At 72.0% G+C, this 23648-nt stretch carries 20 protein-coding genes; 13 read left to right on the top strand and 7 right to left on the bottom strand.

The features are described 5' to 3' along the window. Window positions 1–120: 120 nt before the first annotated feature. Window positions 121–513, bottom strand: a complete 393-nt coding sequence (locus AB0D31_RS24955; RefSeq protein ID WP_362727124.1) for an SsgA family sporulation/cell division regulator — start codon at window positions 511–513, stop codon at window positions 121–123. A 218-nt stretch (window positions 514–731) separates the two neighbouring features. Here AB0D31_RS24955 and AB0D31_RS24950 point away from each other — a divergent pair, with 218 nt between their 5' ends. The 5 genes from AB0D31_RS24950 to AB0D31_RS24930 all read left to right on the top strand — a co-directional run bounded on the left by AB0D31_RS24950 (window position 732) and on the right by AB0D31_RS24930 (window position 5588). Then, a complete protein-coding gene (locus AB0D31_RS24950) occupies window positions 732–1814 on the top strand; it encodes an energy-coupling factor ABC transporter permease (protein ID WP_362727123.1) in 1083 nt (360 codons plus the stop codon). A 1-nt stretch (window position 1815) separates the two neighbouring features. After that, on the top strand, window positions 1816–2577 hold the full coding sequence (gene cbiQ / locus AB0D31_RS24945) for a cobalt ECF transporter T component CbiQ (RefSeq protein ID WP_362727120.1): 762 nt from the start codon (window positions 1816–1818) through the stop codon (window positions 2575–2577). A gap of 33 nt (window positions 2578–2610) precedes the next feature. Next, the gene (locus AB0D31_RS24940; protein WP_362727117.1) at window positions 2611–3390 is read left to right on the top strand and encodes an ABC transporter ATP-binding protein; all 780 of its coding nucleotides are present in this window, start codon (window positions 2611–2613) and stop codon (window positions 3388–3390) included. 222 nt (window positions 3391–3612) lie between these two features. Then, window positions 3613–4779 carry a serine hydrolase domain-containing protein gene (locus AB0D31_RS24935; RefSeq protein WP_362727132.1) on the top strand — a complete coding sequence of 389 codons (1167 nt, stop codon included), beginning with the start codon at window positions 3613–3615 and terminating at the stop codon, window positions 4777–4779. Then, complete coding sequence (locus AB0D31_RS24930; protein WP_362727114.1) at window positions 4776–5588, top strand: SDR family NAD(P)-dependent oxidoreductase; 813 nt, start codon at window positions 4776–4778, stop codon at window positions 5586–5588. Before AB0D31_RS24935 ends, AB0D31_RS24930 begins: the two co-directional genes overlap by 4 nt. 45 nt (window positions 5589–5633) lie before the next feature. On the opposite strand, the gene AB0D31_RS24925 is transcribed toward AB0D31_RS24930, so the two are convergent. Further along, window positions 5634–6848: an FAD-dependent monooxygenase gene (locus AB0D31_RS24925; protein ID WP_362727111.1), complete on the bottom strand. Its 1215-nt coding sequence runs from the start codon at window positions 6846–6848 to the stop codon at window positions 5634–5636. 242 nt (window positions 6849–7090) lie between these two features. Then, window positions 7091–8734, bottom strand: a complete 1644-nt coding sequence (locus tag AB0D31_RS24920; protein ID WP_362727108.1) for a penicillin-binding transpeptidase domain-containing protein — start codon at window positions 8732–8734, stop codon at window positions 7091–7093. 297 nt (window positions 8735–9031) lie between these two features. Here AB0D31_RS24920 and AB0D31_RS24915 point away from each other — a divergent pair, with 297 nt between their 5' ends. Next, window positions 9032–9322, top strand: a complete 291-nt coding sequence (locus AB0D31_RS24915; RefSeq protein WP_362727106.1) for a hypothetical protein — start codon at window positions 9032–9034, stop codon at window positions 9320–9322. Between the two features lie 155 nt (window positions 9323–9477). On the opposite strand, the gene AB0D31_RS24910 is transcribed toward AB0D31_RS24915, so the two are convergent. Continuing rightward, a complete protein-coding gene (locus AB0D31_RS24910) occupies window positions 9478–11301 on the bottom strand; it encodes a phospholipid carrier-dependent glycosyltransferase (RefSeq protein WP_362727103.1) in 1824 nt (607 codons plus the stop codon). 76 nt (window positions 11302–11377) lie between these two features. Between AB0D31_RS24910 and rsmI the strand changes: the two genes are divergently transcribed. From rsmI to AB0D31_RS24880, 6 genes are all read left to right on the top strand, one after another. Continuing rightward, complete coding sequence (rsmI, locus tag AB0D31_RS24905; RefSeq protein ID WP_362727101.1) at window positions 11378–12265, top strand: 16S rRNA (cytidine(1402)-2'-O)-methyltransferase; 888 nt, start codon at window positions 11378–11380, stop codon at window positions 12263–12265. A gap of 192 nt (window positions 12266–12457) precedes the next feature. After that, window positions 12458–12883 (top strand): hypothetical protein, encoded by a 426-nt coding sequence (locus tag AB0D31_RS24900; RefSeq protein WP_362727098.1) that lies wholly within the window; start codon window positions 12458–12460, stop codon window positions 12881–12883. 95 nt (window positions 12884–12978) lie between these two features. Further along, on the top strand, window positions 12979–13851 hold the full coding sequence (locus AB0D31_RS24895; RefSeq protein ID WP_362727097.1) for a TatD family hydrolase: 873 nt from the start codon (window positions 12979–12981) through the stop codon (window positions 13849–13851). 146 nt (window positions 13852–13997) lie between these two features. After that, window positions 13998–15377 carry a ubiquitin-like domain-containing protein gene (locus tag AB0D31_RS24890; protein WP_362727094.1) on the top strand — a complete coding sequence of 460 codons (1380 nt, stop codon included), beginning with the start codon at window positions 13998–14000 and terminating at the stop codon, window positions 15375–15377. After that, window positions 15374–16237: a 16S rRNA (adenine(1518)-N(6)/adenine(1519)-N(6))-dimethyltransferase RsmA gene (gene rsmA / locus AB0D31_RS24885; protein ID WP_362727091.1), complete on the top strand. Its 864-nt coding sequence runs from the start codon at window positions 15374–15376 to the stop codon at window positions 16235–16237. Before AB0D31_RS24890 ends, rsmA begins: the two co-directional genes overlap by 4 nt. Window positions 16238–16437: 200 nt before the next feature. Next, the gene (locus tag AB0D31_RS24880; RefSeq protein ID WP_362727088.1) at window positions 16438–18735 is read left to right on the top strand and encodes a DUF4157 domain-containing protein; all 2298 of its coding nucleotides are present in this window, start codon (window positions 16438–16440) and stop codon (window positions 18733–18735) included. Between the two features lie 197 nt (window positions 18736–18932). On the opposite strand, the gene AB0D31_RS24875 is transcribed toward AB0D31_RS24880, so the two are convergent. Beyond that, complete coding sequence (locus AB0D31_RS24875; protein ID WP_362727085.1) at window positions 18933–19301, bottom strand: hypothetical protein; 369 nt, start codon at window positions 19299–19301, stop codon at window positions 18933–18935. Between the two features lie 355 nt (window positions 19302–19656). Here AB0D31_RS24875 and AB0D31_RS24870 point away from each other — a divergent pair, with 355 nt between their 5' ends. Beyond that, on the top strand, window positions 19657–20565 hold the full coding sequence (locus AB0D31_RS24870; protein ID WP_362727083.1) for a 4-(cytidine 5'-diphospho)-2-C-methyl-D-erythritol kinase: 909 nt from the start codon (window positions 19657–19659) through the stop codon (window positions 20563–20565). 2 nt (window positions 20566–20567) lie between these two features. On the opposite strand, the gene AB0D31_RS24865 is transcribed toward AB0D31_RS24870, so the two are convergent. Both AB0D31_RS24865 and AB0D31_RS24860 read right to left on the bottom strand, forming a co-directional pair. Then, complete coding sequence (locus AB0D31_RS24865) at window positions 20568–21173, bottom strand: Uma2 family endonuclease (RefSeq protein WP_362727081.1); 606 nt, start codon at window positions 21171–21173, stop codon at window positions 20568–20570. A gap of 130 nt (window positions 21174–21303) precedes the next feature. Further along, on the bottom strand, window positions 21304–23646 hold the full coding sequence (locus tag AB0D31_RS24860; RefSeq protein WP_362727078.1) for a protein kinase: 2343 nt from the start codon (window positions 23644–23646) through the stop codon (window positions 21304–21306). Between the last annotated feature and the right edge of the window lie 2 nt (window positions 23647–23648).

Genomic DNA, 23648 nt, shown 5'->3' with positions numbered 1-23648 from the left:
GAACCGAGCGGCCGAGGGTCCCGGCCGACGCCAACGGCCTGTGGGGACGGGACCGCTGGCGCCCTTGGCCCCCCGTGCGCACCGCGCGCGGGGGGCCTTCGCGTCGTGATGGGGGCAGCCTCAGCGGCGGGGCCCCGCAGTGGATGGTGCGGCCCGGGCGTCGGTGGCGTACGTGTGCCGCAGGAAGCGGACCAGCGGTGAGCTGTCGAACTGGACGACGGCCACTCCGTCCGGCGAGTGAAATTCGAGAACGGTCTGGGCCCGGCCGCATGGCCAGACGCTCACATCGCCCCGGCTGGCCGGCGCCCGCAGCCCCGATTCGAGCAGCGAGCGCGGGAAGATCCACTCGTTGCCGCCGGGAAAGGCGAAGCAGACCGCACCCGAGGTGTCGGCGGGGTCGTAGCGCATGGCGACCGGGACGGGGTTGGAGAGCGGGGCGTCCGTGACGACACGGGCCCGCGCGTGATCCTCCACGGAGCGGCCGGCGGTGTGGTCCTCGGCTGCGGGGGACATCGATCGCTCCTCACCCTGGGGCTGTCGGATACCGGAATACCGTTCGCGCTATTTGTTCTCCAATGTCCCATATTTCCTGGGCAAACCCCCAGTGAGTCGGCTTGGCATCTGACGCTCGCACGCTTTTGCAACTGGTTCGCAACAGGGCACTATCATCAAACGGTTCTGCGCACGCCCGCGCAGGGAAGAGGGCGCCCACGGGAAATCGGAGTCCACCCATGCACGTACCCGATGGATTCATCAACGCACCTGTATCGGCGGTCACAGGGGTGGTCGCCGCCACGGCCATCGCCGTCAGCCTGCGCGGCGCGCGCCGCGAACTCGGGGGCACCTCCCACGCATTGAGCAGTGGGGGAGAGAAGACGGCGCCGCTGGCCGGGCTCGTAGCGGCCTTCATCTTCGCCGTGCAGATGCTGAACTTCCCCGTCGCGGCCGGCACCAGCGGCCACCTCCTGGGCGGCGCGCTCGCCGCGATACTCGTCGGCCCCTATACGGGTGTGCTCTGCGTCTCCGTGGTCCTGCTCATGCAGGGCATCCTCTTCGCCGACGGCGGCCTCACCGCGCTCGGCGTCAACATCACCGACATGGCGATCACGACCACCGTCGTCGCGTACGTCGTGTTCCGCGCCCTGGTCAAGGTGCTGCCCCGCACCCGCCGCTCGGTGACCGTCGCCTCCTTCGTGGCCGCGCTGCTCTCCGTGCCGGCCGCGGCGCTCGTCTTCACCGCGATCTACGCGCTCGGCGGCACCACCGACGTACCGATCACCAAGGTGCTCAGCGCGATGGTCGGCGTGCACATCCTCATCGGCATCGGCGAAGCCGTCATCACCGCGCTCACCGTGGGCGCGGTCATCGCGGTCCGGCCCGACCTCGTGCACGGCGCCCGCGGTCTGACCGCGCCGCTCAAGCTGCGCGTCGGCGGCGAACTCGTGGACGCCCCGGCCGCCCCTGTCGCGGCCCGCACGACCGGATCCACGCGCAAGGTGTGGGGCATCGGCATCGTCACCGCGCTGCTGCTCGCCGGATTCGTGTCGTTCTATGCGTCGGCCAGCCCCGACGGCCTGGAGAAGGTCGCCCACGACAAGGGCATCGACGCCAAGACCACCCAGCACGCGTCGTCCGACTCGCCGCTCGCCGACTACTCCGTCAAGGACGTCGGCGACGCCCGCCTGGCCGGCGGCCTCGCCGGGGTGATCGGCGTCGGCGTCACCGTGGCGGTCGGCAGCGGCGTGTTCTGGGCGGTCCGCAGGCGCCGTACGGAGTCGCGGCCGGCCGACGACCGCACCCCGGAAACGGTCTGACATGGGAGCGGGCCACTCCCACCGCCTGTACCGGCACGGCCACTCGCCGGTCCACGACCTGCCCCCGCACTGCAAGCTCGCGGCGGTGTTCCTGTTCGTGGTCGTCGTGGTGTCCACGCCGCGCGAGGCGATGTGGGCCTTCGCGCTGTACGCCGTGCTGCTCGCCCTCGTGGCGGGCGCGGCCCGCATCCCGGCCGGCTACCTCCTCAAGCGGCTGCTCATCGAGATCCCTTTCGTGGCGTTCGCGGTGCTCATGCCGTTCGTCGTGCCCGGCGAGCAGGTGCACGTCCTCGGCCTCTCCCTCAGCGAGAGCGGCCTGTGGGGCGCCTGGAACGTACTGGCCAAGGGCACGCTCGGCGTCGCCGCGTCCGTGATCCTGGCCTCCACCACCGAACTGCGCGCGCTGCTGCTCGGCCTACAGCGCCTGCGGCTGCCACCGCTGCTCGTCCAGATCGCCTCCTTCATGATCCGGTACGGGGACGTCATCACGGACGAGATGCGCCGGATGTCCATCGCCCGCCGCTCACGGGGCTTCGAGGCGCGGGGCGTACGCTCCTGGGGCGTCCTCGCGAAGTCGGCGGGCGCGCTGTTCATCCGCTCCTACGAGCGGGGCGAACGCGTCCATCTCGCGATGGTCAGCCGCGGCTACGCCGGGACGATGCCGGTGATCGACGAGGTGACGGCGACCGGTGCGCAGTGGACGAGGGCGGTCGCCCTGCCGGGGGCGGCGCTGGTGGTGTGTCTGCTCGGCTGGACACTGTGACCCCCCGGCATCCCCTCCTGCCGTCCCTTCCCCATGTCCCTCCCTACGACCGCTGAGGCCCCCGTGAACGTCGTCCCGTCCCTCGAAGTGTCCGGGCTGGCCTTCGCCTACCCCGACGGCCACCAGGCGCTGTTCGGCGTCGACCTGACCGTGGGGCGCGGCGAACGGGTCGCACTGCTCGGCCCCAACGGAGCGGGCAAGACCACGCTCGTGCTCCACCTCAACGGCATCCTCGAAGGCGGCGCGGGCTCGGTGACGGTGGCGGGTCTCCCCGTCGCCAAGAAGAACCTCGCGGAGATCCGGCGCCGGGTCGGCATCGTCTTCCAGGACCCCGACGACCAGCTCTTCATGCCGACGGTCCGCGAGGACGTCGCCTTCGGCCCGGCGGCGTCCGGGATGCGTGGGGCGGAGCTGGAGGAGCGGGTGATGAGCGCGCTGGTTCAGGTGGGGATGGCGGAGTACGCCGACCGGCCGCCGCACCACCTTTCCTTCGGGCAGCGGCGCCGGGTCGCCGTCGCGACGGTGCTCGCGATGTCTCCGGAGATCCTCGTCCTGGACGAGCCCTCGTCCAACCTGGACCCGGCGTCCCGTCGTGAACTCGCGGACATTCTGCGGGGGTTGGACGTGACGGTGCTCATGGTCACGCATGACCTGCCGTATGCGCTGGAGCTGTGCGGGCGTTCGGTGATCCTGAGTGAGGGGGTCATCGCGGCGGACGGGGCGACGGTGGATGTCCTGTTCGACGCCGCCCTGATGCGGGCGAATCGCCTGGAACTCCCCTTCGGCTTCGACCCGACCCGAGCCGCGCGCTGACCCGGCGACCCTGGGTGGGTTGCCCTTGGCAGGGCGGCCAGTCTCGGCATCTTCAGCCCGTCCGGCGTTTTTTGAGGACGAGCGCCTTTCGGGCGCGAACGCAGCCCCGCGCCCCTGGTAGGGCACCCGGAATCGAGCCCGCGGCTCGTGCCCCCCGGTAGGCACCCGGCATCGGGCACCATGGTGGGGGTGCCGGACGGCGCCGCGCAGGCGAGGGAGCGGATCGTGGTCGACGTACAGGGCGCCGTAGCACCGGGCTACGAACCGATCCGGGACGCCTTCGTGCGCAACTTCACGCAGCGAGGAGAGCGCGGCGCAGCGGTGGCCGTGTACCGCGACGGCCGGAAGGTCGTCGACCTCTGGGCCGGCACGAAGGACGTGGACGGCACCACCCCCTGGGCCCTCGACACCGTCCAGATCGTCCGCTCCGCCACCAAGGGCGTGGCCGCCGCAGTCCCCCTCCTCCTCCACCAGCGCGGCCGCCTCGACCTGGACGCCCCGGTCTCGACGTACTGGCCCGAGTTCAAGACCGCCGGCAAGGAACGCACCCTCGTACGCCACCTCCTGGCCCACCGCGCCGGCGTACCCGCCCTCGACCGCCCGCTGACCCCCGCCGAGGCCGCCGACGGCGAGTCGGGCCCGGCGGCCGTCGCGGCACAGGCCCCGTTCTGGGAGCCCGGTACCGCGCACGGCTACCACGCGCAGACGTACAGCTGGCTCCTGGCCGAGCTGGTGCGGCGCGTCACCGGCCGCACCATCGGGCGCTGGGCCGCCGAGGAGATAGCCGGCCCGCTCGGCCTGGACTTCTGGATGGGCGTACCCGCGACGGAGGCGCACCGGGTCGGCCGGGTCGGCCCGGTCGAGCCGCCCGAGGACGGCGCGGGCGCGCTGCGGCTGCGCCCCAAGCGCAATGTCGCCGAGGCGTACGCCGACCCGCACTCGCTGACCCGGCGCGCGTTCGGCGCGATCGACCCGCTGCCCGACGAGAACGATCCCGCCTACCGCGCCGCCCAGCCCCCCGCCTCCGCCGGCATCTCCACCGCCCGTGCGCTCGCCCGCTTCTACGCCGCCACCATCGGCGAAGTCGACGGCGGGGAGCGGCTGTTCGCGCCCGCCACGCTCACCCTGGCCCGTACCGGGGAGAGCGTGGGGCCGGACCGGGTCCTCGTCGTGAACACCCGGTTCGGCCTCGGCTACATGCTGCACGGCCCGGCCTCCCCGCTGCTCGCCCCCGGCTCGTTCGGACACCCCGGCCGCGGTGGCTCGCTGGGCTTCGCCGACCCCGAGTCGGGCACGGCGTTCGGCTATGTGACCAACGGGCTGCAGAAGGGCGTCACCGCCGATCCCCGAGCCCAGGCCCTGGTGAGGGCGCTACGTTCGACGCCATGACGCATCCTCAGACCGCGCCGGCTCCCGCCCCGGCTTCCGGCATCGCACGCTTCCAAGGACACACCGCGCTGGTCACCGGCGCGGCCCGCGGCATCGGCGCCGCCATCGCGCGCAGGCTCACCGACGAGGGAGCCCAAGTCCTCCTCGCCGACGTCGACTTGACGGGCGCCGAGGCCACCGCCGCCGGCCTCAAGGGCGCCGTCGCCCGGCGCTGCGACGTGTCCGACCGGGCCTCGGTGGAGGCCGCCGTCACCTTCGCGGTCGAGGAGTTCGGCCGGCTCGACGTCCTCGTCAACAACGCCTACTCCTGCACCCCGGACGCCGAGCGCTTCGAGGACGAGGACGACGAGGAGTGGGCCCGCGACCTCGACGTCACCCTCACCGGCGCCTTCCGCTGTTCCCGCGCCGCCCTGCCGCACCTGGCCGCGTCCGGCCGGGGCGCGATCGTGAACATCGGCTCGGTCAACGGCGAGCAGGACTTCGGCAACCACGCCTACAGCGCCGCCAAGGCGGGCCTCGCCTCCCTGACCCGTACGCTCGCCGGGGACGCCGCGCCGCGCGGGGTGCGGGTCAACCTCGTCCACCCCGGCACCATCCGCACCCCCGCCTGGGAGAGCCGCCAGGACCAACTGGACCGGCTGGCACACGCGTATCCACTGGGCCGGGTCGGCGAGCCGGAGGACATCGCGGCGGCCGTCGCCTTCCTCGCCTCGTCCGACGCGGCCTGGATCACCGGCACCACGTTGCGGGTCGACGGCGGTCTGCTCGCCGTCAACACCGGCTTCCAGCGGATCACGCACAACGCCTGAGGGCGCCACGGCCCAACCAGGCCCCCACACACGCCGGTTGGGGTCTCACTCGCCGACGTCGCGGAACACCGCCGCCCGCACCCAGCCGCTGTGCGCCGCCGTCCGCAGCACGCCACGGAACAGCGTCCGGGCCGGCCGGCTGTCGGAGGTCGCCGAGCGGGTGACGCGCAACGACCTGGCGACCGCCTCGAAGCCGTAGGCGCGCATCTCGCTCTCGTACGCCGCGATCGCCTGCACCGGATCGCGGCGCCGGGCGAGCAGACGGCTCAGGAGGCGGGCGTCGCGCAGGGCGGTGGTGGCGCCGGTGCCGCCGAGCGCGGGCATGGCGTGGATGGCGTCGCCGAGCAGCGTCACGAGCCCCGGCGGCCAGGCCTCGACCGGCTCCATGCCGAGCATCCGTACCGGCACGACGGTCTCCGGGTCGGCCTCGGCGACCAGGCGGACCAGGGCCGGATGCCAGTGGGCGATGAGCTCGGCGACCACGGCGCGCAGTGCCTTGCCGTCGAGGTGCTCCACGTCCCGGGGGTAGGCGGTGGCTTTGGCGACGTACGTCCATCGCACGCGGCCGCGGGGGAGCGCCGTGCAGAACATCGCGTCCGAACGCGGAGTGAGGACGGAGGTCGACGCCGCCGTCAGCGGCCCGGGCAGTTCGTCCGGCTCGGCGCCGGCCGGTTCGGTGCCGCCGGTCACGGCGAGTACCCGGGTGTCGGCGCGCACGGCATGCGGCAGGAGCTGGCCGCGCACCCGGGAGTCGGCGCCGTCCGCGCCGGCGAGCAGGTCGCCATGGGCGGTGGAGCCGTCGGTGAAGTGCGCGCGTACGCCGCCGACGACGCTGTCCTCGGTGAGTTCGTAGCGGAGGAACTCCCGGTCGAAATGGACGAGATGACCATCGAGGCCCGTCAGCAGGACCCGGCGCAGGGCGCCGGCGCTCGTCGAGTGCGTGGCGTGCTGCGGCGCCCGGCCCGCGGCCGGCTGCGGCAGAACGAGCAGCTCCCGCAGCCGCTCGGTGACGAACACGGAGCGCCCGCCGCCCTCCACGCACGCCGTGAACTCCTCCCACGCCTCGGGCGGCAGACATGCGTACAGCGCCCGCGCGCCCTGCGGGCCGATGCGGACGCGCTGGTCCTCACCGTCGTCGTCGGCGCGGGCCGGCCCGCGCTCGTACACCGCGAACCCCAGGCCGGCCTTGCGCAGCCCCTGCGCCAGACAGAGCCCCCCGATGCCGCCGCCGATGATCAGGACGTGCGGTGTGCCGGTCATGGCGCCCCCTTCGTCGAGGCGCAACCTAGCGATGGGCGGCCGGGTGTCAACCCGCCCGCAGCACCAGCCCGATGCCCACCACGAGCAGACTCGGCCGGAGGTTCAGCCCCGCCGGAGCCGGAGCCGGAGCCGGAGCCGGAGCCGGAGCCGGAGCCGGAGCCGGAGCCCAGTCCGTGCCGGTACCTCGCCCCGCCCGAGCCGGTGCCGGGCGCGCCGCCGGGGCCGGGGCTCGCCGGCCGGGGTCAGCCGGCCCTGAGTACCTGCGCGACGATGGGCCCCGCCGCGTCTCCGCCGTGCCCGCCGGACTGGACGAGGCCGGCGGCGGCCAGCCCGTTGCCGTAGCCCGTGAACCAGCTGTTGGCCTTGCCCTGCTGGTCCACCTCCGCCGATCCGGTCTTGGCACCCTTGGGCCCGGGGACCTGGGCCATCGCCTGCACGGCGGTGCCCTCGCCGACCGTCGCCGCGTGCATCATCTGCTGGAGCTGGGCGGCGATGGAGCCCGGGAGCGGCTTGGCGGTGGCGATCTGGCGGCCGTCCAGTTCCTGGGGCACGAGGATCGGCTGGTGGAAGCCGCCGTTGATCACGGTGGCGGCCACCGAGGCCATATCGAGCGGGCTCATCTGGACCTTGCCCTGTCCGATGTAGGAGGCGGCCGTCTCCACGCCGGACGACTCGGGCACGCTGCCGTCGAAGGACGTCACGCCGCCGATCTTCCAGTTGTTCTGCCCGAGCCCGAAGTAGTCGCGGGCCGTCTGACCCAGGGCGGTGTCGGCGATGCCCTTGTCGTCGAGGGGCTTGACCGGCTTGATGAACGCGGTGTTGCAGGACTTGGCGAAGGCCCGGGTGAGTGTGGAGTCCACGAGCGAGAAATCATCGAGATTGTGGAAGGTGTAGCCCTTCCACGACACGGTCGAGGGGCACTCCACCTTCTCGTTGGCCCCGCCCAGGCCGTTGTTCATGATCATCGTGGCAGTGATGACCTTCATCGTGGAGCCGGGCGCGATCGCGGCCTGGAGCGACGCGGGGAACTTGTCGTTCCGGTTGTCGGCGACCGCGCGTATCTCCCCGGTACTCGGCTTCACCGCCACCACCGACGACTCACCGAACCGCTTCACCGCCGACTCCGCCGCGGCCTGCACATCCGCGTCCAGCGTCGTCTTCAGCTTGCCGGGCGAGCCCTTCTGCAACGTGATCAGGGTGCGCGCCGGGGTGTTGTCGCCCTGGATCTGGAGCTCGATGCCGGCCGTGCCGTTCACCTTGGCGCCGTACTTCTCGCGCAGCCCGTCCAGGATCGCGGCCAGCGAAGGGTACTTCTCCTTGGTCAGCGGGCGGCCCTTGTAGTCGACGGCCTCGATCTCGGGGTTCTGCGCCCCGCCCGTCACCAGACGCTCGCCCGTCTTCAGCTGCGGGTGGAGCACCGTCGGCTGCCAGTCCACCAGCGGCTTGAACGTGGACTGGCCGCGTACGACGGTCAGTTGGGAGGCGTAGGACAGCGGAGCCGTCTTGCCCCCGAGAGAGACCTCGGCCTTCACCGTGTACGGCACGACCGCGCCGTTGGGCGCGCCCGGCGTGACGACGACGTTGGTGATGTGCGCGACGTCGCGGTACCCGGCCAGGGCGGGCGCGGCCACCGACTGGTTGTTGGTCAGGGCGGCGGCCGCGGTCGCGTCGCCCTTCGCCCAGGCCTGCAGGAAGTCGGTGGACGTCTGCTTGATCTCGTCCGCGGTCAGCGGCCCGGTGCGGGCCGGCGCGCCCTGCGTACGGCTCTGGCCGCCCCCGGAACCGCTCCCGTCATCGCTGACCAGCGCGTACCCCCCGTACGCCACGCCGCCGGCGACCACCACGAACACTCCGCCTGCGATGGCGACCTTCGCTCCACTGCGCATCCCGCAGTTCCCCTCCCCAGGAGTCCCCCGAACCCTTGAACATGTTCAAGGGGTTACTTGCGGGTGACTCTACGGGACGCCGGGGACAACGGGACCCGCAGTTGTCCCAACGGTTACCGGAACGCGACCGGCATCACACCCGACCGTCCAGCCCCATCCGGCCGCGCCAGGCGCCGACGGGAACCGCCGTACCGGTGCAGACCGGCCGGAAGCGCCGAAAGTCAGTTGCCCCGGGGAGCCGCCGTTGCTCTACTGCGATGCCGGACCGGGGGAGGACCTGTGCCTGAAGTGCCTGAAGTGCCTGAAGTACCTGAGCTGCCTGAGCTGCCGGACAGCGACATTCTCGCGGGCCGCACCATCCTCGCGGTGAAGGCGATCCGTGACGCACGAGGATGTTCGCTCCACGAAGCGGTTGATCTCTTCGCCCAGCGCCACGCCGAGCTTCATCCAAATCCGGAGCCGAATCCGAAGCAGGAGCCGGGCCGGGAAGCTCCCCGGCCCCGTGTGCTGCGGTTCGAGAGGGACGGCTCCTTGGTCGTGGAGGAGGACGAGGGCCCGCACGGCCGACGCCACCCCGAGAACCGGTAACCCCACCCGAAGGGCGATCCGCTCAGCGGGACCGCCACCACCCCACCTCCGTCCCGCCCCGCCACCGACAGCGCCCGGCCCCCGTCTCCGCCCCGGCCCCCCGTCTCCGCCCCGGCCCCCCGTCTCCGCCCCCGCTTCCTTCGCCCAGTCCGCGGCTAGACCCAGCTGTCCAGCCACATCCGGCTGCGCCAGGCGTCGATGGGGATGGGCGTGCCGGTGTAGATCGGCCAGAAGTAGATGAAGTTCCACACGATCAGGAGCACAAGGACCCCCGCCCCGATCGCCCCGATCGCACGCCGCCGCTCCCCGGGGGCGAGCCCCGGCTCCACCGGAGCGGCTGCGCCGTCACCCCCCTGCGATGGCCCGATGATCGCGCCGATCATCATCGCCACCGCCAGACACAGGAACGGCACGAACACGACCGCGTAGAAGAAGAAGATCGTCCGCTCCTGGTACATGAGCCAGGGCAGGAAACCGGCGCCGATGCCGCAGGCGATCGCACCGGCCCGCCAGTCGCGCCGGAAGAACCAGCGCCACAGGACGTACAGGATTGCGAAGCAGCCGGCCCACCACAGCAGCGGGGTGCCGAGCGCGAGGACCTCGGACGCGCACTTGCCGCCCGCGTCCAAAGGACAGCCGTTGGTGCCGGGGCTCGGGCTCTCGTAGTAGTACGAGACCGGCCGGCCGTCCACCAGCCAGCTCCACGGGTTCGACTGGTAGGTATGGCCCTCGGTGAGGCCGACGTGGAAGCTGTAGACCTCGGTCTCGTAATGCCAGAAGCTGCGCAGCGACGCCGGCACCCAGCTCATGTCGAACTGCGGCAGGTGGTTGATGGTGCCGATGACCGGGAGCTTGATGTGGTCGGGGGAGAGGCCCGCGCGGCCGTCCGCCCAGTGCCGCCCGTACCCCTTGTCGGTGACGAACCAGCCCGTCCACGACACCATGTACGTGACGATCGCGACCGGCACGGTGGAGCAGAAGGCCCAGAACGCGTCCCGGCGCAGCACCGCGCGGTACGGGCTGACCGCGCCCGCCGTGCGCCGTGCGCCCACGTCCCACAGGACGGCCATCACACAGAAGAAGACCAGGATGTAGATGCCGTTCCACTTGGTGGCGCAGGCCAGGCCCAGCATCAGCCCCGCCGCGATCCGCCAGGGCCGCCACCCGAAGCGCAGGCTCGCCGCGATCTCCGCGTCCGGGCGCAGCTGCCCGTCCTCACCCTCGGGCAGCGCGGCCGCGAGTCTGGCTCTCGTACGGTCGCGGTCGACCAGGAGACAGCCGAAGGCGGCCACGACGAAGAACATCAGGACGGTGTCGAGCAGCGCGGTGCGGCTCATCACGAAGTGCAGCCCGTCGACCGTGAGCAGGGTTCCCGCGAGGCAGCCGAGGAACGTCGAACGGAACAGGCGGCGTCCGATCCGGCAGATGAGCAGCACCGACAGGGTGCCGAGCACGGCCACCATGAAGCGCCAGCCGAACGGCGTGAAGCCGAAGTGGAAGAACTTCTCGCCGATGCCGATCACATACTTGCCGACCGGCGGGTGCACCACATAGCCCGGCGCGGTCGGCACCGGGACCTGGTCGGGGTGGCGCAGGATCAGCCGGTCGACGTCCTTCGGCCAGTCGCCCTCGTAGCCGTGATTGATGAGCGCCCAGGCGTCCTTGGCGTAGTACGTCTCGTCGAATATCACCGCGTGCGGGGAGCCCAGATTCCAGAACCGCATGAGCCCGGCGACCAGCGTCACCAGAAGCGGCCCGGCCCACGCCGACCAGCGCACGATCCGCGCCCCCCACTGCGGGGGGATGCCGAGCACCGTCCACAGCTGGCCCGGTGGCCGGGTGAACGGCGGGACCAGACGCTCCCGCAGTCCGGTTCTCGGCCGCACGACATGGCCGAACCGGCGCATGCGGTGCTGCCAGGCGGGCGGTTCTTCCCCGGCGTCGTGGCCCGGCAGGGTCGGTGGCGCAGTACTGGTCACCGCGCCATCGTAGGGAACTCACCTATGGGAGTCCCGTGGCCGGGCCCGGCGGCCTCGGCCCCGGCGGGCTGCGAGGATGGTCGGTGTGACAGGAACACTCGTACTCGCAGGCACCCCCATCGGCGACACCGCGGACGCCCCGCCGCGGCTCGCCGCCGAGCTGGAGCGGGCCGATGTCGTCGCCGCCGAGGACACCCGGCGCCTTCGCCGGCTCACCCAGGCGCTCGGGGTGCACACCACGGGCAGGGTCGTGTCCTACTTCGAGGGCAACGAATCGGCGCGCACGCCGGAGCTCGTCGAGGCGCTCGAAGGGGGCGCCCGGGTGCTGCTCGTCACCGACGCCGGCATGCCCTCGGTCTCCGACCCCGGATACCGCCTGGTCGCGGCCTGTGTCGAGAAGGACATCAAGGTCACGGCGGTGCCGGGCCCCTCGGCGGTGCTGACCGCGCTCGCCCTGTCCGGGCTTCCCGTGGACCGCTTCTGCTTCGAGGGGTTCCTGCCGCGCAAGGCGGGCGAGCGCCTGGGCCGGCTGCGCGAGGTCGCCGGCGAGCGGCGCACCCTGGTCTACTTCGAGGCCCCGCACCGCCTCGACGACACGCTCGCCGCGATGGCCGAGGTGTTCGGCGCCGAGCGGCGCGCGGCGGTGTGCCGGGAACTGACCAAGACGTACGAGGAGGTCAAGCGCGGGCCCCTCAAGGACCTCGCGGCGTGGGCCGCCGAGGGCGTGCGCGGCGAGATCACCGTGGTGGTCGAGGGCGCCCCCGAAACCGGGCCCGCCGACCTCGACGCGGCCGAGCTGGTGCGGCGGGTGCAGGTGCGCGAGGAGGCGGGGGAGCGGCGCAAGGAAGCCATCGCGGCGGTCGCCGCCGAGACCGGTCTACCCAAGCGCGAGGTCTTCGACGCGGTGGTCGCGGCAAAGAACGCGGCACGTCAGAGCCCCGCGGACGGTAAAGGACTATCGTAAAAAGTAAAACGCAGGCCGGGCGCAAGGGCGGACAAAAGGACGCAGCTCTAGGAAAGGCCAAGTCCACGCCAACTCTCGACAGCACCTGATGCGTTTCGGCTGCGAAAGGCGTCTCCTGGATCGGGGGACCTTTCGCCCCCGCTCGCAAGAGCGCTCGCAAGAGCTTGTCCAGCGGACAAGAGGAGCCGGCACATGAGTGAGATCGCTGAGACCACGGCACACGAGGCGTATGCCTTCGCGTGCATGAGGTGTGGATACGGCTGGGAGCAGGCGTACGAGATAGAGCACCACGTAGACGCCACGGGCCAGGCATTCGTCATATACAAGGCCAATGGCGACCGGGTGCCCTCCCCGCTGTCCTCCCCCACCTGCCTCAACTGCGGCGGACACGTGGTGCGCATCATGCGCTCCGGACGGGTGTCGTCCGCGCAGCAGGGGATGATCCAGCACCGCGCGCCGGCCCCGTCACAGCCCGCACCCGCTCCCCGCGACGGGGCCGCGCCCCAGGGCGGGGCCACGCGTCAGGAGGCCGCACCCCAGGGTGGGGCGGACGCGACCGTGAAGCCGGAGCACCACTGGCACCTGTCGGACCTCCTCCACCCCTTCCACCGCAAGTGAGGCGGAGCGGCTCGCGCTGCGGGTGAGCGGGGGCGCGCGCCGGGGGGCCGGTCACGAGTGACCGCAGGGCGCGCGCCTTTCGTAGGATCGGCCGTATGAGTGCCGCCAAAGATGCCCCGCCCCCGCTGCCCGAGCCCCTCGGCGTGACGGTGGCCGATTCGCACACCCACCTGGACATGCAGGACGGCACGGTCGAACAGGCCCTGGAGAAGGCCGCGGCCGTCGGCGTCACCACCGTGATCCAGGTGGGCTGCGACGTGAAGGGCTCCCAGTGGGCCGCGGAGACCGCCGAGGCGTACGCGCCCGTCCACGCCGCCGTCGCCCTGCACCCCAACGAGGCGCCCCGCATCGTCCACGGTGACCCTGACGGCTGGTCGCGGCAGGGCGCGCGCGTCCCCGGCGGCGACGGCGCACTCGACGAGGCGCTCGCCGAGATCGAGCGGCTCGCGGCGCTGCCCTGGGTCAAGGGCGTCGGCGAGACCGGCCTCGACTACTTCCGTACCGGGCCCGAGGGCAAGGACGCCCAGGAGCGCTCCTTCCGGGCCCACATCGAGATCGCCAAGCGCCGGAACAAGGCGCTCGTCATCCACGATCGCGACGCGCACGCCGATGTGCTGCGCATTCTGCGTGAGGAAGGCGCCCCCGAACGGACCGTCTTCCACTGTTATTCCGGCGACGCGGAAATGGCTCAACTCTGCGCGGAATCCGGGTACTTCATGTCCTTCGCGGGAAACATGACCTTCAAGAACGCCCAGCCGCTGCGCGACGCGCTCGCGGTCGCCCCGCTGGAACTCGTTCTGGTGGAAACGGATGCGCCGTTCCTCACGCCGGCGCCGTACCGCGGACGGCCCAATGCGCCGTATCTCATTCCGGTCACAGTGCGCGCCATGGCGGCCGTGCGGGGCATCGGCGAAGACGTGCTGGCCGCGGCGATCGCGGACAACACCGCGCGCGCGTTTGATTACTGAGAGATAACGAATTCCGGCCCTCGGAGGGCGGCCGGAGGTGGCGCGCAGGGTAGTGGCACGACACTGCGTAGTCGAGTTGCTTTGGAGAGTGACCGCCGCTCCGCTAGTGTCCCGGCCCGCACCATCGGACCGGACCCTGGAGCGTCGTGAGCAATTCGCAGGGCAGTCACCGTGCCGCACGCGGCGGCCACCGCACCGAGACCGCCCCGCCCGCACCGGGCGGCGGCCCCTTCGGCCCTGTCGGCCCCTTCGGCCCTGTCGGCGACGACGGTTACGCGCGCGCGTACGCCGACCTCGACACCCGGATCGCCCCGCTTCCCGTACCGGAGCCGCGCTCACCCGACTCGACCGCCGAGGTGCCGCGCGAGGACACGGACGGCGGTGGGCGGGCCGGGGCGCGGCGTGCCGCACGGCGCCGCAGATCGTCGGGGGGCCCGGACCGGCTGCGCCGCCTCATCCCGCAGGCGCTGGTCGTGGCGTTCCTCGCGGGCGGCACCTCCGCGTTCCTGGTCAGCGACAAGGCGGTGAAGCTCACCGTCGACGGTGTACCGCGCACCATGCACACCTTCGCCGACAGCGTCGAGGAACTCCTCGCCGACGAGCATGTGCCGGTCGGCGCGCACGACATCGTGGCGCCGGGCCCGGACGCCGAACTCGCCGGAGGCGACGAGGTGGTGGTGCGTTACGGCCGCCCCGTCCAGCTCACCCTCGACGGGCAGCGCCGCCAGGTGTGGACGACCGCCCGCACCGTCGAGGGCGCCCTGCGCCAGCTCGGGGTGCGCGCCGAGGGCGCCTATCTGTCGGCGTCCCGCTCCTCGGAGATCGGCCGCGCCGGCCTCGCCCTGGACGTACGCACCGAACGCTCGATGACCTTCCTCGCGGACGGCCGCGCACACACCCTGCGCACCAACGCGGCGACCGTCGCCGAGGCGCTGGACGAGGCCGGCATCGCGCTCCAGGGCCAGGACACCACCTCCGTCGCGCCCTCGTCCTTCCCGCGCGACGGGCAGACAGTGACCGTGATGCGGATCAGCGGCACCAAGGAGGTGCGCGAGGAGCCCATCCCGTACAAGGTCGAGCGGACGAAGGACGCCACGCTCTTCGCGGGCACGCAGGTCGTGGCCCGGCAGGGACAACCCGGGGTGCGCCGGGTCACGTACGCGCTGCGGACCGTCAACGGCGTCCGGCAGAGGCCGAGGAAGATCGCCGAAGAGATCGTGCGGCGGCCCGTCACCCAGCAGATCAAGATCGGCACCAAGGCGCTGCCGTCCTCGGTGGGCGGCGCCGACCACCTCAACTGGAGCGGCCTGGCCCACTGCGAGTCCGGCGGCCGCCCCAGCGCGCTCGACCCGTCGGGTACGTACGGCGGGCTCTACCAGTTCGACCCGGGCACCTGGCACGCGCTCGGCGGCAGCGGGCGGGCCGAGCAGGCGCCGGCCGGGGAGCAGACGTACCGGGCGAAGAGGCTCTTCGTGAAGCGGGGGGCGAGTCCGTGGCCGCACTGCGGCCGTAGGCTGTATCGGTGAGCACCACTGAGCCCGACGCACTCCTTACCCCCGCCGACGTCCGTGAACTGGCCGCAGCGCTTGGCGTACGCCCCACCAAGCAGCGCGGTCAGAACTTCGTCATCGACGCCAACACGGTCCGCCGGATCGTCCGGACCGCCGAGGTCCGCCCCGACGACGTGGCGGTGGAGGTGGGGCCGGGTCTCGGCTCGCTGACCCTGGCGCTCCTGGAGGCGGCGGACCGGGTCGTGGCGGTCGAGATCGACGACGTACTGGCGGCGGCGCTCCCCGCGACGATCGAGGCGCGCATGCCGTCCCGCGCGGACCGCTTCTCCCTCGTCCACTCCGACGCGATGCTGGTCGAGGAGCTCCCGGGCCCGCCGCCCACCGCCCTGGTGGCGAACCTCCCGTACAACGTGGCGGTGCCGGTCCTGCTGCACATGCTGAGCCGCTTCCCGAGCATCGAGCGCACCCTGGTCATGGTCCAGGCGGAGGTCGCCGACCGGCTCGCGGCGAAGCCCGGCAACAAGGTGTACGGGGTGCCGTCGGTCAAGGCGAACTGGTACGCCGACGTGAAGCGGGCGGGGTCGATCGGCCGCAACGTGTTCTGGCCCGCGCCGAACGTCGACTCGGGCCTGGTCTCGCTGGTACGCCGCGAGGCCCCCGTGGCGACGACGGCCTCACGGACCGAGGTCTTCGCGGTGGTCGACGCGGCGTTCGCCCAGCGCCGCAAGACCCTGCGGGCCGCGCTGTCCGGCTGGGCGGGCTCGCCCGCGGCGGCGGAGGCGGCGCTGGTGGCGGCGGGAGTCTCTCCGCAGGCCCGGGGCGAGGCACTGACGGTCGAGGAATTCGCCGCGATCGCCGAGCACCGCCCGGCCTGACCGGGCCTCGTACGCGCGCGGTGCCGGTGCGTGCCGGTGCGACCGGCTCTGCGCTAACGCGCCGGGCTCGAAGGGGTTAGGAGATCGTTGGCGGCGCCTGAAATGCTCATGCGCTCCCTCCTGGAGTCCCCGCCAACGCCTTTGCCGACGGTCGTGCTTCACCGGCCGGGCACCGGGGCCGCAGCCCACGAGAGGTTCCGATGCGCGCCGACGAGAACGCCCAGTCCACCGAGAGCAGGAGTGCTGCCCGCTCCACCGTCGCGGGGCCCCCACGGAGCGCCGACCTCGGCGGCGGTCTCCTCGCCCTGCACAGCAGCGCGGGCAACGCCGCCGTCGTCCAGCTGCTCCGGGCCGCCGGCCACCCCTGGGCGCAGGAACGGCACCAGCACGGAGCGGGTTGCGGCCACCAACAGGCAGGCGCACGGCCTCCGGTGCAGCGCTCGGCCGTACACGACGTCCTGAGCACCAGCGGGCGCCCGCTGGACGACGCGACCCGTACCGGCATGGAGAGCCGATTCGGCGAGGACTTCTCCGGCGTCCGCATCCACAACGATGCCGCGGCGAAGGCGTCCGCCGCCGAAGTCGGTGCCCGCGCCTACACCAGCGGCCATCACGTCGTGATCGGCGAGGACGGAGGGGACCAGCACACGCTGGCACACGAGTTGACCCACGTCATCCAGCAGCGCCGGGGGCCCGTCGCCGGCACCGATGACGGCGCCGGGCACAAGGTCTCCGATCCCTCCGACCGGTTCGAGCGCGAGGCCGAGGCCCATGCCCACCGGGTCATGTCGGGGCCCGTTCCGCACCAGCAGGAGCAGCGGCCGGTGCACAGCGGGCCCCGGGCCGCGGTGGAGGCCGGCACGGTGCAGCGTGCGCTCACGATCAACGGCGAGAGCGTGTCCGGGAACTTCGCGACCGACACGGCGAACCAGAACGCCGCGGACAAGAAGCAATGGGTGGACCGGACAGTCGTCCGGGTCCAGGACGAGATCGTGCGGAATCACTCCGCCTTCGCCCCGGCGGAAGTGCAGGAGATCAACGCCCATTGGCCCGCCCTGGAGGAGCAGTTGCGCAAGCTGATCGTCTCCCCCGTGGGAGAGAAGGGGCTCAACCATGTGCTCGGCCGCATAGTCGGCAGGAACGAGCAGTTCGGTGCGAAGAACCGTGACGTCCAGGTGAACGACGTCGTCGAGCTGGCGCGCGGGCTGATGGGCTGGGTCCTGGCCAAGGGCAATCGGCACGAGGAGAAGGAACAGGCGAAGTTCGTCCAAGGACAGGACCCGGCGGCCCCGGGTTCGGGGATCGACATCCATCTCAACTCCCTGCTCACCAAGATGAGCACGAAGATCGACGCGTACAAGTCGACGATTCCGCCCGCCGATGCGGCGGTGATGGAGCAGGAACTGACCACGGGGCTGGCTCACTTGGACTCACAGCCGATCGTCGTCAACCCGCAGACCGGCCAACCGGAGCGCGATCCGAAGAAGGCGGGTAAGCCGGTCGGCGCCTATCTGCACTACTTCAAGTCCCGTGGCAGCGGCGGCCATCTGCAAGCGGGCTCTCTGCTCGCCACCACGGTGATGGAGCGCGGCGGCATGCAGTCTGTGCTGCGCAACCCGGCGCAGTTCACGTTCCGGGACAAGATGATGGCCCTCCACGACCTGATGGAGTACTTCGGCGAGGCCCGGCACTTCCCCCAGACCATGGGGACCCAGAAGTTCCCGGAGTTCAATCTGCAGGCCCAGGACACCCTCAGCACCTCCGGCTTCGATGCGCAGGGCGGCCGGGTGACGACGACGAGCCGTGGACAGAACCCGGTGCGCAAGCCGGACGGGACGACGAAGGAGCATCCCTCCACCCGCAACGAGAACGACCCGACGACCCGACTCGCCCGCAGCCACCAGCGTCCGGTCTGGGCCGGTCAGTCCTTCACGGCCGCCAGGATGTTCCGCACGGCTGCCGGGAGCGGCGCGTCCCACCAGGAACTCGCCGCCGTGGCCTGGGGCATCTTCTCCTTCTGGCGCCTCGACTTCGACCACACCACGGCATTCGCCTACCACACGCTGCACGAAGTCATGGACATCGCGCAGAACTTCGGGGTCCCCTACGACATCCAGGATCCCTACGCCGGCCTCGGCACGCTCGGTGACCGCGACCTGAACGGATCGCTCCTCACCCTGGCGGCCCGACTGACGGAGGCCCAGGCCAACGTGGACCAGGGTGTGGCCGCCTTCGAGCAGCTGCGTCAGGACCCGGCCCGCACGACGATGCAGACGGACCAGGAAGACGCGGCGCTCGATGCGATGGTCGTCATCAAGACCGGGATCGACACGCTCATGAACGAGGTGAACCAGCTGTCCGCGGCCGTCGGCCAGTGGAGCACCCTCGACGCACAGGGGCAGCGGCAGCTGACCCAGCGGGCGGAGACCACGCTGCGCACCGTCTCCGCCGGCATGGCCGGGCTGCTCGGCACCTATGTGCCCCCGCCCACCACGTAAGGCCCGAAAGACACGGCGGGGTTGGCGGTGTGCGGAGCGGATGCTCGGGCTCCACAACCCGTGGTGCCCCACGGGATTCGGCCGCCCACCGCCGGGAACCCGCACCGCTGCAACGCCGCTGATCCAAGGCGCCTTTCAGGGAGCTCTGCATCATGACGTACAGCTCAGCGATAGCAAGCTCCTACAAGGGAGTGCCGTCAGGAGGACCGAGCCTTGTGCTGGTGGTAGTGATCGTCGGCGTTCTCGCTGTCGCAGCCGCGATAGCGCACGTCAGGCGCAAGTAGCGCCATCGTTGGTTTTCTCGCCGCTCTGGCCGTCATCGTCATCGTTTCGGTGCGGAACAGAAGATGGCCGACCATCATGGAGTCGGCGGGAGATGTTGGAGACGCGCTCTCCTCTACGCCCTGACGGGTGCCGCCCCCGGGGCGCTCTTCGGTCTGGCCTTCGGCTACATAGGAGCCCCCTGGCAAGGAGCGCTTGTGCTGGGTGTCATCGGCGGCTTGGTCGGGGGTGTGGCTCAGCCGCCGCTCGCCCGCGCAGTGACGAAAGCCGTATACGAAAAGCACAAGCCTCGGTCCGGGAAGCGTGGGGATACATGAATGACGTGGTCTGCATCCTGATGGTGGGGGCTGCCATGCTGATCGGGAGCTTTGTGATCGGAAAGCGGCGGGACAAAGGCAAGTAACCAGGGGCGCGGGGAACCGCGCGCAACGCGAGCACGGTCCGCATATCAAACGGGCTGCGCGCACAACGGACTCGTACGTCATCACGTGGGCGGTCCTCCTGGCGGCCAACCGGTTCTCCCGGTGCGAACAGGCGAAGGCCCGGCCGGGCGGACGTTCCCGAGTCCGAGCGGCCCCCACGGGCTCTGTGCACCCCCGGAGGGTCTCGGGGAGGGGCGGGGTGGGGGAAAATGGCCCCGTGAGCACCCCCCGCACCGTCACCGTCCGCGTCCCCGCCAAGGTCAACGCCCAGCTCGGCGTGGGCCCCGCCCGGGCCGACGGGTTTCACGACCTCGCCAACGTCTTCCTCGCCGTCGGCCTCTACGACACCGTCACCGTGACCCCCGCCGACACCCTCCGCGTCACCTGTTCAGGGCCGGACGCCGGCCAGGTCCCGCTCGACCGGACCAACCTCGCCGCCCGCGCCGCCGAGCTCCTCGCCGCGCGCCACGGCATCGAGCCCGACGTCCACATCCACATCGACAAGGACATCCCCGTCGCGGGCGGCATGGCCGGCGGCAGCGCGGACGGCGCCGGCGCGCTCCTTGCCTGCGACGCGCTCTGGGGTACGAACGCCTCCCGCACCGAACTCCTGGACATCTGCGCCGAGTTGGGCAGCGACGTCCCCTTCAGCCTCGTCGGCGGCGCAGCCCTCGGCACCGGACGCGGCGAGAAGCTGGCCACCCTCGATGTCGGCGGCGCCTTCCACTGGGTCTTCGCCGTCGCCGACGGCGGGCTCTCCACCCCGGCCGTCTACCGCGAGTTCGACCGCCTCACCCCGGACGCCCCCGACCCCGTCGCCTCACCCGCACTGCTCGACGCCCTGCGTACCGGCGACACCAAGGCCCTCGCGGGCGCCCTCACCAACGACCTCCAGGCTGCCGCGCTCTCCCTGCGCCCCACCCTCGCGGACACCCTCGCGGCGGGTACGGCAGCGGGCGCCCTGGCCGCCTTGGTCTCCGGCTCCGGCCCCACCACGGCGTTCCTGTGCGCCGACGCGGAGGGCGCCGAGACCGTCGCCGCCGCCCTCACGACGTCCGGCACGTGCCGCACGGCGCGGACCGCCTCGTCACCGGCGGACGGGGCGACGGTCGTGGCGTCGGCCTGAGTTCAGAGCTCGCGGACGGCGCCGAGGTCGATCTCGATGGCATAGGGCTTGCCGACCTTGAGCTGGTCGCGCTGCATGCCCATGTGTACGTACGACTTCGTGAGCGGGTCGAGTTCGTACACATGGACCAGAGGCTCGCCGCCGTCGCCGCCCCGTTCGACGCGCCAGAAGTTCGGGATCCCCGCCGCCGCGTACTTCTGAGGCTTGGTGGTGCGGTCCCGGGACTCCGAGTCAGGAGACACGACCTCGACGGCCAGCAGCACGTCGTGGGCGCGATAGCGTGTCTGATCCGGTCCTACGACCGACTCTGCCGTGACGACGATGATGTCGGGCTCCGGCGCGTTGCGGTTGTCGAGGACGACAGTCATCTCCCGCTTGATCTTGAGTGCGGCAGGCAGATCGCGACGCAGGCCGCTCACCAACACATCCAGCACATCGGTGTGAAAATTGCGCTGCGGACTCACGAAGATCAGGCTCCCGTCGATCAACTCGGTGTGAGACGGGAGATCGGGCAGCGTGGACAGGTCGTCCACGGTGTAGCCGTCCTCGGGCGGCACAGGCCACTGGTGGCGGTGCTCGATGGACTCGGCGGTCATGGTTCCTCCCATGGGCGGGATTCTTCGGCCTGCCCGACCACGGTAGCCGCCGGTTTCCGATCGCGTCACTACGAAGGGTGACGTGGCCGTGTCCCGTTCGACGGGCGTTCCTGTCCGCCCGCCCCACGCCCTCGCCCGCCCCCTACTTCCCACTCGCGCTCAGCGCCACCAGCCCCTTCGTCGTCGTGCCGTACACCCGGCCGCCCCCGGCCCAGACCGGCGTCAGGGTGCCGATCACGCTGCCGCCGAGCTCGTACCTCCAGCGCGGCCTGCCGTCCTTGGCGTCAAGTGCCCACAGCATGGGGCCCGTTGTCACGTACACCGTGTCGTCGGCGTACTCGATGCCCACGTTCACGCCCGCCGTCATGGGCAGCGACCCCGCCCACCGCACCGACCCGCTGCCCGCGTCGAAGGCGTACACGAACGCATGGAGCTTGTAGTCGGGGGCGGCGCCGTAGACCGTGCGGCCGTCCGGTGAGGTCACCACGGACTGGAAGGGGACCGCGGGGGACTTCCACGCGATCTGGCCGGTGTCCGGGTCCAGGACGTACAGCCGGTCCGACAGGTAGAGGAACCGGCCCGCCGCCGAGCTGTGCCGGCCGTCGCGCCACGGGGCGAGGCTGCCTTCGGTCATGACCGAGGCCTTGGCGTCCCCGTCGCCGGGTGAGGGCTGGTCCCACACCGCTTTTCCCCGCGCGGTGGTGTCGAGGCCCGCCATGGTGCGCGCGCTGCCGTCCGTGTTGCTGCTCGCCCACAGCAGCCGTTTGCCGGACGAGGGGACGTACAGCTTGCCCTGGCCGTACGAGGTGTCCGTGATGAGGGTGCGCCAGCGGATCGACCGGGTCGCGGGGTCCACGGCCCACAGGGCCAATCCCGACTTGATGGTGAGGGGCGACTTGGGGTCGTCCGGCGTCGCGACCGTCGCCGACGTCTGGCCGGTGACGTACAGCAGGCCGTCGAGGACGCCGACCAGCGCCATCGAGAACATCAGCTTGTCCGGCGACGGGACGGTCCACGCGATCTTGCCGGTGGCGAGGGACACGGCCCGCAGCTCGTAGCGGAGCGCGCCCTCGCCGGTCGCGGCGGCCGTGAACAGCAGCCCGTCCGCGATCGCGGCGGGGGCGCCCGTCAGGTTGGGGCCCGGCTGGGCCGACGCGTTGTCCAGCGGTCCCCACGCGCGGCGGCCTGCCCCGTCGAAGGCCGACAGGTGTTTGCCGCCGATCGCGACGACCGTCCCGCCCGCCCCGGCACCCCCGCCCGCACCTGCGGCCCCGCCGGCGCCGACGATTTGGGTGAGCGGTTCGGTGACGGGGGCCGACCACAGCTCCTTCGCCAGGACGGCCGTGTCCAGCGGGCGCAAGGGGTCGGTCACCGACGGCGAGGCGGACCCGGAGGACTTCGCGCCGCCCGACGCCTTCGACGAGCCGCCGCCCAGCCACAGGCCGAGGCCCACCCCGCCACCCGCGAGCGCCACCGCGCCACCGGTCAGGCCGAGCACCAGGGCGCGGCGGCCGGGGCCGGAGGCGGGCGTCGTCGCGGGCGGTCCGACCGCAGGGGGCTGCGCAGGAGGCGCGGGCAGCGGCGGCGTCCCCGGCGCCGCGTACGGGGTGAGGACCGCCGCCGCTTCCTCGATCGCGGCGGTCACCGCGGGCGGCAGCCACGCCCCGGCCATCGGCGGCGGCCCGCCGCGCTCCACGAACGCCACGAGCTGGCGCGGTGTCGGCCGGTCGGCGGGGTCCTTCGCCAGGCACGCCGCCACCATCAGCCGCAGATCGTCCGGCACCGCCGACAGGTCCGGTTCGTCGCGCACCACCCGCCGCAGTACCTCCGACACATCGCCGCCCCCGCCGAAGGGCCCTGAGCCGCGTGCGGCGAACGCGAGGGTCGCGCCCAGCGAGAACACGTCGCTCGCCGGGCTCAGCGGGCGCGCCATGGCCTGCTCGGGCGACATGTACTCCGGCGTGCCGAGCACCATGCCCGTCGCGGTCAGCGCCGTGCCGTCGGCGGCCCGCGCGATGCCGAAGTCGATGACGTACGGCCCGTCGAGGGCGAGCAGGACGTTGCCCGGCTTGAGATCGCGGTGCGTGAGACCGGCGGCGTGGATCGCGGCCAGCGACTCGGCGACCCCCGCCGTCAGGGCACGCAGCGTGCCCGGCGGCAGCGGGCCACCGGCCGCCACGGCCTCGCCCAACGAGGCACCCGGCACGAACGCCGTTGCCAGCCAGGGAACTTGAGCGTCGGGGTCCGCGTCGACGACCGGTGCCGTGAAGGCGCCCGACACCGCCCTGGCCGCCGCCACCTCCACCCGGAAGCGGTCCCGGAACCCGGTGTCACCGGCCAGTTCGGGGCGGATGACCTTCACCGCGACCGTGCGTCCGCCCGCCGACCGCCCCAGGTACACCGCGCCCATGCCGCCCGCGCCGAGCCGTCCGAGCAGGGTGTACGGGCCGATCCGCGGCGGGTCGGAAGGCTCCAACTGCTCCATGG

It is taken from the genome of Streptomyces sp. NPDC048361 (assembly GCF_040651795.1).
Lineage (GTDB): Bacteria > Actinomycetota > Actinomycetes > Streptomycetales > Streptomycetaceae > Streptomyces.
The sequence above is the reverse complement of the archived record's forward strand: the minus strand, read 5'-3'. Positions and strand labels throughout refer to the sequence as shown.

Coding starts and splice junctions, on each gene's coding strand:
- AB0D31_RS24955 (WP_362727124.1), bottom strand. CDS start 513: ATGTCCCCCGCAGCCGAGGACCACACCGCCGGCCGCTCCGTGGAGGAT.
- AB0D31_RS24930 (WP_362727114.1), top strand. CDS start 4,776: ATGACGCATCCTCAGACCGCGCCGGCTCCCGCCCCGGCTTCCGGCATC.
- rsmI (WP_362727101.1), top strand. CDS start 11,378: ATGGTCGGTGTGACAGGAACACTCGTACTCGCAGGCACCCCCATCGGC.
- AB0D31_RS24950 (WP_362727123.1), top strand. CDS start 732: ATGCACGTACCCGATGGATTCATCAACGCACCTGTATCGGCGGTCACA.
- AB0D31_RS24925 (WP_362727111.1), bottom strand. CDS start 6,848: ATGACCGGCACACCGCACGTCCTGATCATCGGCGGCGGCATCGGGGGG.
- AB0D31_RS24920 (WP_362727108.1), bottom strand. CDS start 8,734: ATGCGCAGTGGAGCGAAGGTCGCCATCGCAGGCGGAGTGTTCGTGGTG.
- AB0D31_RS24940 (WP_362727117.1), top strand. CDS start 2,611: ATGTCCCTCCCTACGACCGCTGAGGCCCCCGTGAACGTCGTCCCGTCC.
- AB0D31_RS24895 (WP_362727097.1), top strand. CDS start 12,979: ATGAGTGCCGCCAAAGATGCCCCGCCCCCGCTGCCCGAGCCCCTCGGC.
- AB0D31_RS24900 (WP_362727098.1), top strand. CDS start 12,458: ATGAGTGAGATCGCTGAGACCACGGCACACGAGGCGTATGCCTTCGCG.
- AB0D31_RS24860 (WP_362727078.1), bottom strand. CDS start 23,646: ATGGAGCAGTTGGAGCCTTCCGACCCGCCGCGGATCGGCCCGTACACC.
- AB0D31_RS24880 (WP_362727088.1), top strand. CDS start 16,438: ATGCGCGCCGACGAGAACGCCCAGTCCACCGAGAGCAGGAGTGCTGCC.
- cbiQ (WP_362727120.1), top strand. CDS start 1,816: ATGGGAGCGGGCCACTCCCACCGCCTGTACCGGCACGGCCACTCGCCG.
- AB0D31_RS24865 (WP_362727081.1), bottom strand. CDS start 21,173: ATGGGAGGAACCATGACCGCCGAGTCCATCGAGCACCGCCACCAGTGG.